Annotated in this window: 11 protein-coding genes; 5 read left to right on the forward strand and 6 right to left on the reverse strand. The window is 73.0% G+C overall.

Going from position 1 to position 15,015, the window contains the following annotated elements; translation table 11 throughout:
* Positions 1-332: 332 nt before the first annotated feature.
* Positions 333-1,766, reverse strand: coding sequence for a NarK family nitrate/nitrite MFS transporter (locus tag ACFYXE_RS32815; RefSeq protein ID WP_361180686.1), 1,434 nt, complete (start codon positions 1,764-1,766; stop codon positions 333-335).
* 159 nt (positions 1,767-1,925) lie between these two features.
* Entirely contained in the window at positions 1,926-4,676 is a 2,751-nt protein-coding gene (nirB, locus tag ACFYXE_RS32820; RefSeq protein ID WP_389318873.1) for a nitrite reductase large subunit NirB, read from the reverse strand.
* Positions 4,677-5,002: 326 nt separating this feature from the next.
* On the opposite strand from nirB, the gene ACFYXE_RS32825 reads away from it, so the two are divergent.
* The 5 genes from ACFYXE_RS32825 to ACFYXE_RS32845 all read left to right on the forward strand — a co-directional run bounded on the left by ACFYXE_RS32825 (position 5,003) and on the right by ACFYXE_RS32845 (position 10,381).
* Positions 5,003-5,719: a sirohydrochlorin chelatase gene (locus tag ACFYXE_RS32825; RefSeq protein ID WP_389318875.1), complete on the forward strand. Its 717-nt coding sequence runs from the start codon at positions 5,003-5,005 to the stop codon at positions 5,717-5,719.
* A gap of 31 nt (positions 5,720-5,750) precedes the next feature.
* Complete coding sequence (locus tag ACFYXE_RS32830) at positions 5,751-6,941, forward strand: low temperature requirement protein A (protein ID WP_389318877.1); 1,191 nt, start codon at positions 5,751-5,753, stop codon at positions 6,939-6,941.
* Positions 6,942-6,966: 25 nt separating this feature from the next.
* A complete protein-coding gene (locus ACFYXE_RS32835) occupies positions 6,967-8,088 on the forward strand; it encodes a P1 family peptidase (RefSeq protein ID WP_389318879.1) in 1,122 nt (373 codons plus the stop codon).
* A gap of 132 nt (positions 8,089-8,220) precedes the next feature.
* Positions 8,221-9,450 (forward strand): Ig-like domain-containing protein, encoded by a 1,230-nt coding sequence (locus ACFYXE_RS32840; protein WP_389318881.1) that lies wholly within the window; start codon positions 8,221-8,223, stop codon positions 9,448-9,450.
* 139 nt (positions 9,451-9,589) lie between these two features.
* Positions 9,590-10,381 (forward strand): DUF6227 family protein, encoded by a 792-nt coding sequence (locus ACFYXE_RS32845; RefSeq protein ID WP_389318883.1) that lies wholly within the window; start codon positions 9,590-9,592, stop codon positions 10,379-10,381.
* 26 nt (positions 10,382-10,407) lie between these two features.
* Here ACFYXE_RS32845 and ACFYXE_RS32850 read toward each other — a convergent pair whose 3' ends face one another.
* The 4 genes from ACFYXE_RS32850 to ACFYXE_RS32865 all read right to left on the reverse strand — a co-directional run bounded on the left by ACFYXE_RS32850 (position 10,408) and on the right by ACFYXE_RS32865 (position 14,683).
* A complete protein-coding gene (locus ACFYXE_RS32850) occupies positions 10,408-10,662 on the reverse strand; it encodes a hypothetical protein (protein ID WP_361177548.1) in 255 nt (84 codons plus the stop codon).
* Positions 10,663-10,807: 145 nt separating this feature from the next.
* Entirely contained in the window at positions 10,808-12,853 is a 2,046-nt protein-coding gene (locus ACFYXE_RS32855; protein ID WP_389318886.1) for a fructose-specific PTS transporter subunit EIIC, read from the reverse strand.
* 67 nt (positions 12,854-12,920) lie between these two features.
* A complete protein-coding gene (pfkB, locus tag ACFYXE_RS32860; protein ID WP_389318911.1) occupies positions 12,921-13,868 on the reverse strand; it encodes a 1-phosphofructokinase in 948 nt (315 codons plus the stop codon).
* Positions 13,869-13,918: 50 nt separating this feature from the next.
* The gene (locus tag ACFYXE_RS32865) at positions 13,919-14,683 is read right to left on the reverse strand and encodes a DeoR/GlpR family DNA-binding transcription regulator (RefSeq protein WP_389318888.1); all 765 of its coding nucleotides are present in this window, start codon (positions 14,681-14,683) and stop codon (positions 13,919-13,921) included.
* Between the last annotated feature and the right edge of the window lie 332 nt (positions 14,684-15,015).

Below are 15,015 nucleotides of genomic sequence, written 5' to 3' on the forward strand. Positions count from 1 at the left end.
TTCCGTATCGCTTCTTCGCTATGCCTCCATTCCACTCCTTTTTGATCGATCAGCGGGCCCGCAATGGTCCTCGATCGGGGACCGGAGGTCCCTTTCCTCGGCGTAAAACTGTGCGCACCTATGCCCTGAGCTGGGATTTCTCCTGGGACTTTGGACCTAAGTTCGCTTGTGAACGCATTCACAAGAATTTCCGGGAAATCCTGTGGTACCGCCTGCACCCGCTGTACCGGATCCGGAGAGAGCCCCGGACGCACGAAAGCGGGTGGGCCGAGTGCTCCCACACTCGGCCCACCCTGTCGGTGGCGCTCACGCCGCCCGGAGCGTCCGGGGCATCAGCTGGGCGACTCCGCGCCCTTGCGGGCGTAGAACCACCAGGCGACCGCGATGCAGCTCACGTAGAAGCCCACGAAGCCCCACATCGCGCTGGTCACCGCGAAGTTGGCGAACATCGCCGGGATGAAGAAGAAGCCGTAGGCCGCGATGGCCGAGGTGAAGCCGGTGACGGCGCCCGCCTCCATCTCCGACTGCTTCAGCGCCTTGGCGTACTCGGGCGTGCCCTCGGTCAGGCCCTTCAGGTGCTGGTTGCGGAAGATCACCGGGATCTGGCGGAACGTGGAGCCGTTGCCGATGCCGGAGAAGAAGAACGCCAGCAGGAAGCAGGCGAAGAAGCCCCAGAAGTTGCCGTTGTCGCCGCCCGCGGGCAGGAAGTTGATGACGCCGATGATCGAGAGCGCCATGCCGACGAACGAGATGATGGTGACGCGCGCGCCGCCGATCTTGTCGGCGATCCAGCCGCCGGCCCAGCGGGCGAGCGCGCCCACGGCCGGGCCCATCCAGGCGTAGGTGGCCGCCGAGTAGGCCGCGTCGATCGGGGTGAAGGTGGTCTTGATCAGCATCGGCAGGGCCGCGGCGAAGCCGATGAACGAGCCGAACGTACCGACGTAGAGCCAGGTCATCAGCCAGTTGTGCTTGCGCTTGAAGATGATCTTCTGCTGGCTGAAGGGGGTCGACGCGACCTTCAGGTCGTTCTGGCCGAACCAGGCGATGACGGCCAGGATCACCAGGACCGGCACCCACAGGAAGGCCGCGTTCTGCAGCCAGACCGGTGTGCCGTCCGCCTTGTGCTGGGCGGAGCCGACCGCGATGACCGAGCTGGTGATGACGATCGGGGTGAGCAGCTGGACGACGGAGACGCCCAGGTTGCCGAGGCCGCCGTTGATGCCGGTGGCGTTGCCCTTGTCCTTCTTCGGGAAGAAGAAGCCGATGTTGGCGAGCGACGAGGCGAAGTTGGCGCCGCCGATGCCGCAGAGGGCCGCGATGGCGATCATCACGCCGTACGAGGTGTCGGGGTTCTGGACCGCGATGCCGAGCCAGATCAGCGGGATGACCAGGACGACCGTGGAGAGCGCGGTGAACCGGCGCTGGCCGATCATCGGGCCCAGGAAGGTGTAGAAGATACGGGCCGTGCCGCCCGTCAGACCCGGGACGGCCGTCAGCCAGAACAGCTGGGAGGTCGAGAACCCGAAGCCGACGTCCTTGAGGTTGGTCGCGGTGACCGACCACACCTGCCAGACGACGAAGGCGACCAGCAGGGCGGGGACCGCGATCCACAGATTGCGGGCGGCGACCTTCTTGCCGGTGGACTTCCAGAAGAGCTCGTTCTCCGGCTCCCAGTCGGTGATGGTCTTGCCGGGGCGGTACTGCGCGGGGTCGTACGACGTGCCCGTGGGCGCGGTCTGCGTCGCGTGGGCGGCAGGCGATCTCATGTTGGTTCCCAGTTCCCTCAGGGTCCCGACCTTGCTACGGGGCCTGACGTATCCACCATCCGTCCCGCGGGTCCCCGGCAGCAGAGGCCTAGGACACCAGAGAGCCGGGCCGAAGAGCGTGAGTGTGCCGGGACTTCGGACCCCGCCGCGGCGGCCGGGTCAGACCTCGTGCACCGGCAGGGCCACCGACGGGTCGTCCAGGCACTGCCCGGTCCGCAGGTCGAACTCCTGCTTGTGCATCGGCGAGGCCACCACGGGGCGCCCCTCGCGGGTGCCCAGGATGCCGTGGGCGATCACGTCCGCCCCGGAGAACGGATCACGGTTGCCGACCGCGTAGACCCGGCCCTCGGCGTCCTTGAAGAGCGCGGCCTCGGTGCCGTCGGGCAGGACCGCCGCCCGGCCGCGCCCCGGCTCCAGGAACTCGGGCGACGGCTGCGGGAGGTGCTGCTCGAAGCGCGCCAGGGCCTGCGGGTCGTCGAGGACCGCCTGCCACTCGTCCTGGTAGGCCGCCGCGTGCCGGTCCATCTGGGCCTCCAGCTCGGCGCAGATGCCCAGGGAGTCGTCGATCAGGACCGACGTGAGGTGCTCCAGGCCGCCGATCCGCTCGAACCACGGGGCGGTGCGCTCCAGGCGCTCCCCGGTCCGCAGGTAGTACATGAGGAAGCGGTCGACGAGGCGGAAGAGCTCGGCCGCGGACAGGTCGGCCGCGAGGAGGTCGGCGTGGCGGGGGCTCGCGCCGCCGTTGCCGGCGACGTAGAGGTTCCATCCGTTGGCGGTGGCGATGACGCCGATGTCCTTGCCCCGGGCCTCGGCGCACTCGCGCAGGCAGCCGGAGACCCCGCCCTTGATCTTGTGCGGCGTGCGCAGGCCCCGGTAGCGCAGCTCCAGGTCGATGGCGAGCTGCACGGAGTCCCCCTGCCCGAACCGGCAGAACTTGGCGCCGACGCAGGACTTCACCGTGCGCAGGGACTTGCCGTAGGCGTGGCCGGACTCCAGGCCGACGTCGACCAGGCGGCGCCAGATCGCCGGGAGTTGCTCCGCGCGGGCGCCGAACAGGTCGATGCGCTGACCGCCGGTGATCTTCGTGTAGAGGTCGAAGTCGCGGGCGACCTCACCGATCGCGATGAGCTGGGCCGGGGTGATCTCGCCGCCGGGGACGCGCGGGACGACGGAGTAGGTGCCGTCCTTCTGGAGGTTGGCGAGGAAGAGGTCGTTGGAGTCCTGCAGCGCGGCCTGTTCGCCGTCCAGGACGTGGCGCAGACCGAGTTCGGGGGCGAGGGTGCCCAGGACGTTGCCGACGACCGGCTTGCAGACGGTGCAGCCCCCGCCGCCCAGGCCGTGCTTCTCCATCAGCTCGGTGAAGGAGCGGATGTGCTCGGTGCGGATCGTCTCGTAGATCTCGGCGCGGGTCAGCGCGAAGTGCTCGCACAGGCCCTTGGCCTTCTCGATGCCGGCGGCGGCGAGCTCCGCGTCCAGGACGGTCTGCAGGGTGGCGACGCAGCCGCCGCAGCCCGTACCGGCCTTGGTGCAGCGCTTGATGCCGCCGATGTCGGTGAGGGAGTTCTCGGCGACGGCGGCGCGCACGGCGCCCTTGGTCACGTTGTGGCAGCTGCACACGACGGCGTCGTCGGGGAGTGCGTCGGCGCCCGGCAGCTCGGCGCCCGACGCGGGCACGACGTAGGCCTCCGCGGGGGCGGGCAGGGCGCGGCCCGCGTGCGGCACCAGCGTGCCGTAGGCGTCCGCGTCGCCGACCAGGATGCCGCCGAGCAGCTGGCCCTCCGGGCCGAGCAGCAGCTTCTTGTAGACGCCCTCGCGGCTGTCGGAGAAGACGACGGAGACCGCGCCGCCGTCCTCCCCCTCGGGCGCGAAGGGGTCGCCGAAGGACGCGACGTCGGCGCCCATCAGCTTCAGCTTGGTGGAGGTGTCCGCTCCGGTGAACAGCGAGGTGCCGTCCCCCGCCAGGGCGTCGGCGGCGGCCTCGGCCATCTGGTAGCCGGGTGCGACCAGGCCGTAGACGCGGCCGTCGGCGCTCTGGGCGCACTCGCCGATCGCGTAGACGTAGGGGTCGGTGGTGCGGCAGTGCTCGTCGACGACGACGCCGCCCCGGTCGCCCACCGCCAGGCCCGCCTCGCGGGCGAGCCGGTCCCGGGGGCGCACGCCCGCCGAGAAGACGACCAAGTCGGCGTCGAGGGTGCGGCCGTCGCTCAGGCACAGGGCGCGCACCGCCCCCTCGTCGTCCGTGCGCACCTCGGCGGCGCCCACCCCGGTGTGCACGGCCACGCCCATCGACTCGATCGTGGCGCGCAGGGCGGCGGCGCCCCCGTCGTCGACCTGCAGCGGCATCAGCCGGGGGGCGAATTCGACGACGTGGGTGCGCAGTCCCAGGGTGCGCAGCGCGCCGGCCGCCTCCAGGCCGAGGAGTCCGCCGCCGATGACGACGCCCGTGGTCCTGCCCTCCCCGGAGGCGTACGCGGTGAGGGTCTCGACGTCGTACAGGGTGCGGTAGGTGAAGCAGCCGGGGGCGTCGGCGCCCGCGATGGGCGGCACGAAGGGGTAGGAGCCGGTGGCGATGACCAGGGCGTCGTAGGGGACGGAGGCACCGTGGGTGGTGGTGACCGTGCGGGCCGCGGTGTCGATGTGCTCGGCCGGGTCGCCCAGGCGCAGATCGATGCCGTGGCGGTCGAGGAAGCCGTCGTCGCACAGGGAGAGTTCGGCGTCGGTGGCGCCGGTGAACGCGGAGGAGAGGTGGACGCGGTCGTAGGCGGTCCTGTCCTCCTCGGCGAGTACGGTGACGCGCCAGCCGGGGCGATCCGGTGCCGCCGGGTCGGCGAGGGCCCCGCGCTCGGCGAGCGTCTCCAGGAAGCGGTGGCCCACCATGCCGTGGCCGATGAGCACCAGGTTCTGGGTCATGGGGGTCACACTCCGTCGCGCTGGGGTACTCCCCCGCCGGGTCGCTCCGGACCGGGGATCTTCCCTTCGACGGTAGGCCGGTCCCGGACCGGCGCCGGGCAGCCAAGGACCTGTTCGCGCGGGCCCAACGGCCCGTGGGATCGGGGCTTTTGGCGGCGGACCGGCGGGCGGCACCGGCGTAGCGTCGTCGGCGACGGGCTGCTTCCCGACCGACAGCGCAGCCCGGCGCGATGCGGTTTCCGGGGCGGGAGTGCGGCGACACCACCTTCCCGCCCCGGGCCCTCGCGCAGAGATCCTTGGTTCTCCGGCTCCGGGTGGGATGGACAGTGCGACCTCTCGTTCTCGCCGTGCACGGCAGTGCGCTCCCCGGTGCGGGGCGCACCCTGCGGCGGCTCGCCGACCGCGTCGAGCGCCTCGGCGGCACCCGCCCCGTCATCGGCCACCTCGACCACCAGTCCCCCTCCCTCGCCGACGCGCTGCGCGGATGCCCCGGCGCCGTCGTCGTGCCCCTCCTCCTCGGCGACGGCTATCACCGCACCGTCGACATCCCGGCCGTCGTCGCGGACCGGGGCGCGGGCTGTGTGCTCACCGAGGGGCTCAGCGGGGACCCGGCCGTCGCGCTCGCCCTGCGCGACCGGTTGCGCGAGGCCGAGCGGCACGCGGGCGTGCGGGCCGACGCGGTGGTCCTCGCCGCCGCGGGATCCTCACGGCCCGGCGGCAACGACGGGGCGCTGGCCGCCGCCCGGCAACTGCGCGCGCTGCTCGCGGACGTCCCGGTGCGCGACGCCTACTGCTCGGCCGCCGCGCCCACCGTCCCCGACGCCGTGGCGCGGCTGCGGGCCGACGGGCACCGGCGGGTGGCCGTGGCCACGCATCTGCTCGCCCCCGGCCGGTTCACGGTGGCGCTCGCGGCGGCCGGCGCCGACGCGGTGGCCGAGCCGCTCGCGGACCACCCGCGGCTGGCCGGTCTCGTCGTGCGGCGGTACGGGCAGGGGCTGCGTCACCCGGGTGGCCCCGCCGCGGCGCTCGGCGCCGCGGCCTGACCGGGCGGGGCGTTTCTGCTGTCCTGAGGGGATGACGACTTCCCCCGCCGCACCGCCACCCGCCGCAAGCCCCCTGCGTCCGCTGCGTGCCCGCGGGCGCGACGAGGAGCACCGGGCCGCGACACCGCTGGAGCTCTTCTTCGACCTGTGCTTCGTCGTGGCGGTCGCGCAGGCGGGCGCCGAGCTGGTGCACGCCGTCGCCGAGGGGCACGCGGGCGAGGGCGTGCTGAACTACGCGATGGTGTTCTTCGCGCTGTTCTGGGCGTGGGTCAACTTCTCCTGGTTCGCCTCGGCGTACGACAACGACGACGTGCTGTTCCGCGTGGTCACGCTGATCCAGATCGCCGGTGTCCTGGTCTTCGCCGCGGGGGTCTCCCGGGCCTTCGAGGAGCACGACTTCCTGCTCGTCTGGCTCGGCTATCTGATCATGCGGATCGCGCTCGCCACCCAGTGGCTGCGGGCGGCCAGGGCCGCGTCGGGCGCCGAGCGCGGCACGGCCCTGCGGTACGCGGCCGGTGTGGCGCTCTGTCAGATCGGCTGGTCGGGGCTGCTGTTCCTGCCCGAAGGCGCCCGGTCCTGGCTGTTCCTGGCGATGGCCGTCGCGGAGATGTGCGTGCCGGTGATCGCGGAGCGCGCGTACACGACGGCCTGGCACCCGCACCACATCTCCGAGCGGTACGGCCTGTTCACCATCATCGTGCTCGGCGAGAGCCTGGCGGCGGCGACCGTCGCGGTGAAGTCGGGCATCGAGGAGCACGACGCGCTGGACGAGCTGCTGCCCCTCGCCGCGGGCGGTCTCCTCATCGTCTTCGCCGCCTGGTGGATCTACTTCGTGGTGCCCGTCCACGACCGTCTGCGCGGCAACCGCCAGGCGTTCCTGTGGGGGTACGGCCACTACGTGATCCTCGGCTCGGCCGCGGCGATCGGCGCCGGGATCGAGGTGGCCGTCGAGCAGGCCGTCGGCAAGGCGCATGTCTCGACGTGGGCCGCGTCGGCCGCGGTGACCGTGCCGACGGCGCTCTACCTGCTCGCCGTGTGGGCGCTGCACTCCCGCTACTTCAAGGTGGGGGCCGCCCAGCAGCTGGTGCTGCCGGTCAGCGCGGTGGCGGTGCTCGCGAGCACGTTCGCGGGGCGCTGGGCGGTGCTCGTGGCGGGCATCGTGACGACGGCGACGGTCGCGACGGGGGTGACGCTCACCACCCGGATGACCCGACGTGCGTGACGGCGCCCCGTGGTACGCCTTCCCCATGACCTCTGACGCCGACGGCGCCCCGCACCCCACCGACGCCACGACCGACGCCACGACCGACGCCGTGCCCGCCCCCGGGGCGCGTACGCCGGCCGGCTCCCTGACCGATGTCGCGGGCCTGCGCGTGGGCCACGCCACCCTCGTGGGCGACGGCCGGCTCACCGGCACCACCGTGGTCCTGGCCCCCGAGGGCGGCGCCGTGGCCGCCGTCGACGTGCGCGGCGGCGGACCCGGCACCCGGGAGACGGACGCCCTGGACCCGCGCAATCTGGTCCAGCGCGTCGAGGCGGTCGTCCTCACCGGCGGCAGCGCGTACGGCCTGGACGCCGCGTCCGGGGTCGTGGCGTGGCTGGAGGAGCGGGGCCGGGGCGTGCGGGTGGGCCCCGATCCCGCGCACGTCGTGCCGGTCGTCCCGGCCGCCTGCGTCTTCGACCTGGGCCGGGGCGGCGACTTCGCGGCCCGCCCGGACGCGGCGACCGGCCGCGCGGCGGTCGGGGCCGCGGCCCGCACCGCGCCGTTCACCCCCGTCGAGGAGGGCGGCGTCGGGGCGGGGACCGGCGCGGCGGTCGGCCCGTTCAAGGGTGGCGTCGGCAGCGCGGGCGTCCGGCTCGGCTCGGGGATCACCGTCGCCGCGCTGGTCGTGGCGAACGCCGCGGGCTCGGCGGTCGATCCGGGCACGGGCGCGCTGTACGGGGAGCACTTCACGGGCCGGCCGGTGCCCCGCCCCGAGCCCGCGGTCCACGAGGAGGCGAACCGGCGGCTGGCGGAAGCCGCCGCGGAGAACGGGCCGCCCCCGCTGAACACCACCCTCGCCGTGGTCGCCACCGACGCGGTCCTGACCAAGGCGCAGGCCCAGAAGCTGGCGGGCACCTCGCACGACGGCATGGCCCGCGCGGTGCGCCCGGTGCACCTCCTGAACGACGGCGACACGGTGTTCGCGCTCGCCACCGGCGAGCACGCGCCGGCCGCCGACAACCCCCTGGCCCTCAACGAGATCCTCGCCGCGGGCGCGGACATGGTGACGGAGGCGATCGTGCGGGCGATGCGGGCGGCGGACACCGTCCGGACGCCGGGCGGCACCTTCCCCGGCTACCGCGACCTCTACGGCGAACGCCCATAAGCCGCAAGAGAGTCAAAAAGCCGCCATACAGGGCCTGTTGGGCGCGAGAAGTGTGCCCGCACTCACATCGACCGGACGGAACCCCTCCGCGCACTCGGCCGCTCTTAACCCGTACTGGATCAGAACACGTACTTGGAGCAGCCCGTGACAAGGTCGGTCATAGTCAACCCCCGGCGCCGTGCCCTGCTGGCGGCCACCGCGCTCGCCGCCGTGGGCGCGCTGACCCTGACGGCCTGCGGGGGCGATGCGGACGCCAAGGACGACAAGAAGGGCGGCAGTTCCGCCGCCAAGGGCGCGGACATCACCATCTCCTCGAAGGACGGTGCCACCGACGCCTCGATCAACGCCACCGGCGTCAAGGTCAAGGGCGGCAAGCTGACCAGCGTGAAGATGACGTCGGTGACGTCGGGCACCGCGGTCGAGGGCACGATGTCGGGCGACGGCGCGAGCTGGAAGCCCAAGGCCCAGCTGGAGCGCGGCACGAAGTACAAGGTGACCGCCAACGCCAAGGACTCCAGGGGCAACGCGGCGACGGAGAACGCGACGTTCACCACCGTCTCCTCCGCCGACAGCTTCATCGGCACCTACACGCCGGACGGCGGCACCACCGTCGGCGTCGGCATGCCGGTCTCCTTCACCTTCGACAAGGCGATCACGGAGAAGAAGGACGTCCAGTCGCACATCACGGTGACGTCCAGCAGCGGCCAGAAGGTCGTCGGCCACTGGTTCGGCAACCAGCGCCTGGACTTCCGCCCCGAGGAGTACTGGAAGGCCGGCTCCAAGGTCACGATGAAGATCGCCCTGGACGGCGTGAAGGGCGCGAACGGCGCCACCGGCGTGCAGAACAAGACGGTCACCTTCACCGTCGGCCGCGCCCAGGTCTCCACGGTCGACGTCCAGGCGAAGAAGATGACGGTCGAGCGCGACGGCAAGGTCATCAAGTCGGTGCCGATCTCGGCGGGCAGCCCGTCGAACCCGACGTACAACGGCAAGATGGTCATCTCGGAGAAGTTCACCCAGACCCGGATGAACGGTGACACCGTCGGCTTCGGCGGGGAGTACGACATCAAGGACGTGCCGCACGCGATGCGCCTGTCCTCGTCGGGCACCTTCATCCACGGCAACTACTGGGGCTCGCCGTCGATCTTCGGCAGCGCCAACACCAGCCACGGCTGCGTCGGCCTGCAGGACGCGCGCGGCGCCGGCGACCCGAACACCCAGGGCGCCTGGTTCTACAGCAACTCCCTGATCGGCGACGTCGTGACGGTCAAGGGCTCCCCCGACAAGACCGTCGCCCCGGACAACGGCCTCAACGGCTGGAACATGTCCTGGAGCGAGTGGACGGCGGGCAGCGCGGCCTGACACGCACCCCCCAACTGAGCGGGCCACGCGGGAACTTCCCACGTGGCCCGCGCGTTTTCCGGTTCCCGGGCATGATGTCGGACCCAGGGTCTACGGTATGCACTCACCAGGTGACATGTAGCGACGCCGGGAGAAAGCCTTGAGCGTTCCGTACGACACCGCGTACGAACCATCCGAGCCATCCGAGTCGCCCGAGCCGCACTCCCCGGAGGAGCACCTCGAGCGACTCCTCGGCCGCGCCCTGAACTCCTTCGACCTGCCGGACGAGGTGATGGGCCGCCTCGGCTCCGCCCTCGCCCACAACAGCACCCTGCACTCCGCGCACCACAGCTCGGGCCTGCACCGCGAGACGTACCGGCACACCTGGCTGCTCGCCGACGCGTCCGTGCTCACGCTCTGGGAGCTCGTCCACAACACCGCACCGGGCGCCGCCCCGACCCACGAGGTCTACGCGGACGAGGAGGAGGCCGGTGTCGCCACCTCGCGCCTGCCGCTGCCGCCGGACCCGCCGCCCTGCGGCCGCCCCGTGCTGCTCGACCTGCCGCCCGACCCCGAGCCCCGCCACGCGTACGTCCCCGACGACTCCGCCGACCACGCGCGCCGGCTCCTGCGCCGCGCGGAGAACCCGGACGGCGATCACCCGGGCCCGCAGGTCGTGCGGCTGCTGCGCGCGGCGTTCGCGCACCAGATCACCCAGGCCTTCGGCCGCCCCTGCCTGACCGGCGAGCTGCGCATGTGCTTCTCGCTCTACGAGCACGCGTTCCTGCTCTTCGACGGCGGCGAGACCAGCCTGTGGGAGGTCGAGCACACGCTCACGCCCGACGGACGGCACGTGTGCGAGGTCTACGACACCGAGGAGGCGGCCCGCGCCGCGATGGAGCGCAGAGCCCAGGAGTGGACGCGGAGCCGGGGCACCCGGACCCAGGGCTGACCACCCGCGCCGGGCGCCGGACCGTCCTACGGGCGTCCCTCGCCGAACTGCCGTACGAGACCGGCGAAGGCGGCGCGCTCGTCCGCCGTGAGCTCCACGGTCTCCGAGCGCGGCGGCCCCTGCTGGGCGGGCAGCGCGCGCAGCCCCTGGGACTGGCGCCACACCTCGGTCGCGGGCCGGTCCCTGCGCATGACCCGCACCAGGCCGACGGCCCAGACGACGGTCGCCACGGCGAGCACGGCCACGCCTATCTGCTGAACGATCGAGACATCCTGGAGCATGCGGCCCAGTAGACAACAGGGGCGGGGTCTTTCGACAGGGGGTAAAGGGACTTAGGTCCCGAAGTGACGCAAGTCGCACACTCCGGGACCCTACGTCCCGTCAGTACCCGTACCCACCCGATGCGACGTCCGCTCGGACGGCCGCTCAGACGGTCGCGGGCGCCTGCTTCGTCTCCGCCGCGTCGGCCGCCGGGCCGACGGCCGCCGTCTCCTCACCCGCCGAAGGCGCCGTCTTCCGTGCGCCCTTGAGGAGGACGACCACGAGCGTCGAGACACCGACACCGGCGGCGATGGCGACGAGGTAGAGCAGCGGCTGGCCGATCAGCGGGACCACGAAGACCCCGCCGTGCGGTGCGCGCAGCGTGCAGCCGAAGGCCATCGACAGGGCGCCGGTGACCGCGCCGCCCGCCATCGAGGCGGGGATCACGCGCAGCGGGTCGGCCGCCGCGAACGGGATCGCGCCCTCGGTGATGAAGGAGGCGCCGAGGAACCAGGCCGCCTTGCCGTTCTCCCGCTCGGTCTTGGTGAACAGGCGGCCGCGGACGGTGGTGGCGAGCGCCATCGCGAGCGGCGGGACCATGCCGGCCGCCATCGCCGCGGCCATGACCTTCAGGCTGCCGTCGGTCGGGTGGGCGAGGCCGCCGACCGCGAAGGCGTACGCGACCTTGTTCAGCGGGCCGCCGAGGTCGAAGCACATCATCAGGCCGAGGATGACGCCGAGGATGATCGCGTTGGCGCCGGAGAGGCCCTCCAGCCAGTCGGTCAGCGCGTTCTGCAGCGAGGCGATGGGCTTGCCGACGACGAGGAACATCAGGAAGCCGACCACCGCCGAGGAGATCAGCGGGATCACCACCACCGGCATGATGCCGCGCAGCACGGCCGGGATGCGCACCCGCTGGATGCCCATGACGACGGCGCCCGCGAGCAGACCGGCGGCGAGCCCGCCGAGGAAGCCCGCGTTGATGGTGACGGCGACCGAGCCGCCGACGAAGCCGGGGACCAGGCCCGGCCGGTCGGCCATGCCGTAGGCGATGTAGCCGGCGAGGACCGGGACCAGGAAGGCGAAGGCGAGCCCGCCGATCTGGAAGAGCAGCGCGGCCCAGCTGGTGTGGTCCGTCCAGATGAAGTGCTCGGCGACGGAGGGGGCCTTGTCGATCTTCCAGCCGCCGATGGCGAAGCCCAGGGCGATCAGGAGACCGCCCGCGGCGACGAAGGGGACCATGTAACTGACGCCGGACATGAGCCACTTGCGGAGCTTGGTGCCGTAGCCGTCGCCGCTGTCGCCCGCGCCGTCCACCGGGGTGGGCCCGCCCGGGGCGGTCGTCTCGCCGCGGGCGGCCTTCTCGCGCACCTCCGCGATGAGTTCGGCGGGACGGTTGATGCCCGCCTTCACGCCCACGTCGACGGTGGCCTTGCCCGCGAAGCGGGGCTTGTCCCGTACGGGGACGTCGTGCGCGAAGATCACCGCGTCGGCGGCGGCGATCACCGCGGGGTCGAGGCGGGTGAACCCGGCCGAGCCCTGGGTCTCGACCGTGAGTTCCACGCCCGCCTCGCGGGCGGCGTTCTCCAGCGACTCGGCGGCCATGTAGGTGTGCGCGATGCCGGTCGGGCAGGAGGTGACGGCGACGATACGGAAGGGCTCCGCCGGGTCCGCGCCGCCCGCCGGGTCCTGGCCCGCGGGCTCCCGCGCCGCCGCGGGCGCGGCCGTGGCCGTGGCCGTGGGGGTGGTCGCCGGGTCGTCCGTCCGCTCGCCGCTGATCAGCGCCGCCGCCTCCGCCGCCGTGCCCGCGGCACGCAGCGCGCCGGTGAACCCGGCGTCCATCAGCTGCCGGGCCAGCGAGGACAGGATCGTCAGGTGCGCGTCGTCCGCGCCCGCCGGGGCCGCGATCAGGAAGATCAGGTCGGCGGGGCCGTCCGGCGCCCCGAAGTCGATGCCGCGTGCCGACCGGCCGAAGGCGAGGGTCGGCTCGGCGACGTGGGCGCTGCGGCAGTGCGGGATGCCGATGCCGCCGTCCAGGCCGGTCGGCATCTGCGCCTCGCGGGCGGCCACGTCGGCCAGGAACCCGTCCAGGTCGGTCACGCGCCCGAGGGCCACCATGCGTTCGGCGAGGGAACGCGCCGCGGCTTCCTTGGTTTCGGCGGACAGGTCGAGTTCGAGGTCGACCAGGTCCGCGGTGATCATCTCGCTCATCGCGGGCTCCTTCGCACGCGTATCGCCCGGTGGGCGGGGGCTGCTGGGGGGACGGTGGCAGGGAGGATCATGCGGCGGGCTCCGTCAGTACGCGGTCCAGGGGGACCTCGTCCGTCACGGTGACCGCGTCCGGGACGAGGTCCGCGGGGGTCGGCATCACGCTGCCGGGCAGCTGGACCGCGGCCGCGCCGTGCGCCACGGCGGAGGCCAGTGCCCGGGGCCCGCTGCCGCCGGCGATCAGGAAGCCGGCCAGCGAGGAGTCACCGGCGCCGACGTTGCTGCGGACGGCGTCGACGGGGGCGCTCGCGAAGTACGTGCCCGTGGCGTCGACCAGGAGCTGGCCGTCGGCGCCCAGGCTGGCGAGCACGGCGCGGGCGCCGGAGGCCCGCAGTTCCTCGGCGGCCTCGACGGCGTCACCGACGGTGGTGAGCGGGCGGCCCACCGCCTCGGCGAGCTCCGCCGCGTTCGGCTTGACCACGTCGGGCCGCTCGGCGAGCGCGGCGAGCAGTGCGGGGCCCGAGGTGTCCAGGGCGATCCGGGCACCGGCCGCGTGCGCGCGGGCCACGAGATCCGCGTACCAGGAGGGCCGCAGGCCGCGCGGCAGGCTGCCGCAGCAGGCGATCCAGTCGGCGCCCACGGACCGCTCGCCGACGGTGGCGAGCAGCAGCTCGCGCTCCGCGTCGGACAGTTCGGGACCGGGGGCGTTGATCTTGGTGAGCGTGCCGTCCGGTTCGGCGACCGCGATGTTGGAGCGGGTCTGCCCGGCGACCGGGACCGGGGCGGCCTCGATGCCCTGCTCGTCGAGGAGCTGGGCGACCAGCGCGCCGGGCGCGCCGCCCAGCGGCAGCACGGCGACCGTCCGCACGCCCGCGGCGGCGGCGGCCCGCGAGACGTTGACGCCCTTGCCGCCCGGGTCCATGCGGTCGCCGGTGGCGCGGACGACCTCGCCCCGGTCGAGCGAGGGGACCTCGTAGGTGCGGTCGAGGGAGGGGTTGGGCGTGACGGTGAGGATCATCCTCGTACCGGCCGCCGGTGCGTGCGTGCCGTCGGGGGCTGTTTCGGTGCTCATGCGCGTACTACTTCCGTGCCGGCGCGCTCGATGGCGGCGGCGTCGTCCGGGGCGAGGCCCGTGTCGGTGATCAGCAGGTCCACGTCGGCGAGGTCGCCGAAGCGGGCGAAGTGCTCCTGGCCGTGCTTGGCGGAGTCGGCGAGCAGCACGACGCGGCGGGCCGCGGCGATGGCCGCCCGCTTCACGGCCGCCTCGGCGAGGTCGGGCGTGGTGAGGCCGCCATCGGCCGAGAAGCCGTTGGCGGCGAGGAAGACGACGTCGGCGCGGATCTCGCCGTACGCCCGCAGGGCCCAGGCGTCGACGGCGGCGCGGGTGCGCCGGCGGACCCGGCCGCCGATGAGGTGGAGCTGGACGCCGGGGTGGTCGGCGAGGCGGGCCGCGGTGGGCAGCCCGTGCGTGACGACGGTGAGCGTCGACTCCAGCGGGAGCGCCGCCGCGAGCCGGGCCACGGTCGAACCGGCGTCGAGGATGACGCTGCCCTCGTCGGCGGGCAGTTCGGCGAGGGCGGCGCGGGCGATGCGGTCCTTCTCGTCGGCGGCGGTGCCCTCGCGCTCGGCGAGGTCGGGCTCGAAGTCGAGCCGTCCGGCCGGTATGGCGCCGCCGTGCACGCGGCGCACGAGCCCGGCCCGGTCCAGGGCCTTCAGGTCGCGCCGGATGGTCTCCGCGGTGACCTGGAAGGTCTCGGCGAGGGACAGCACGTCGACCCGCCCGCCGTCCCGCGCCAGCCGCAGGATCTCCTGCTGCCGCTCCGGTGCGTACATGTCCGTCTGCCTCCGCCGAGTGCCCGAGCTTGTGGTTTCACTCGGAGACTACGACCGGGTTTGCAGAAAGTAAACAAGTTCGGACTCGAGACGGACACAAACAGACTTTGGTGCCGCGGGGAGGCACCCCTTGGTACCGAGGACCACCACCCCTAAAGACCCGCGGACGGCGGGCCTTAGGACAGAGGGGGGCGAGGAGGCTGGGCAGGAGGGCGGAACGCACGCTCGCGACGGCTCCCGCTAGGGGGCGTCTCTCCGATCTTCGTGGACAGGCCGCGGCGTCTGGTGCGGTGCATCGCCGTGCGGCCGGGCCGCCCTCGTACTGGTGGTAC

It is taken from the genome of Streptomyces sp. NPDC002564, assembly GCF_042889645.1.
Lineage (GTDB): Bacteria > Actinomycetota > Actinomycetes > Streptomycetales > Streptomycetaceae > Streptomyces.

What these genes read in the sequence shown, in the direction of transcription:
- ACFYXE_RS32815 (WP_361180686.1), bottom strand. Translation starts at nt 1,766, where the DNA reads ATGAGATCGCCTGCCGCCCACGCGACGCAGACCGCGCCCACGGGCACG.
- nirB (WP_389318873.1), bottom strand. Translation starts at nt 4,676, where the DNA reads ATGACCCAGAACCTGGTGCTCATCGGCCACGGCATGGTGGGCCACCGC.
- ACFYXE_RS32830 (WP_389318877.1), top strand. Translation starts at nt 5,751, where the DNA reads ATGACGACTTCCCCCGCCGCACCGCCACCCGCCGCAAGCCCCCTGCGT.
- ACFYXE_RS32835 (WP_389318879.1), top strand. Translation starts at nt 6,967, where the DNA reads ATGACCTCTGACGCCGACGGCGCCCCGCACCCCACCGACGCCACGACC.
- ACFYXE_RS32850 (WP_361177548.1), bottom strand. Translation starts at nt 10,662, where the DNA reads ATGCTCCAGGATGTCTCGATCGTTCAGCAGATAGGCGTGGCCGTGCTC.
- ACFYXE_RS32855 (WP_389318886.1), bottom strand. Translation starts at nt 12,853, where the DNA reads ATGAGCGAGATGATCACCGCGGACCTGGTCGACCTCGAACTCGACCTG.
- pfkB (WP_389318911.1), bottom strand. Translation starts at nt 13,868, where the DNA reads ATGATCCTCACCGTCACGCCCAACCCCTCCCTCGACCGCACCTACGAG.
- ACFYXE_RS32865 (WP_389318888.1), bottom strand. Translation starts at nt 14,683, where the DNA reads ATGTACGCACCGGAGCGGCAGCAGGAGATCCTGCGGCTGGCGCGGGAC.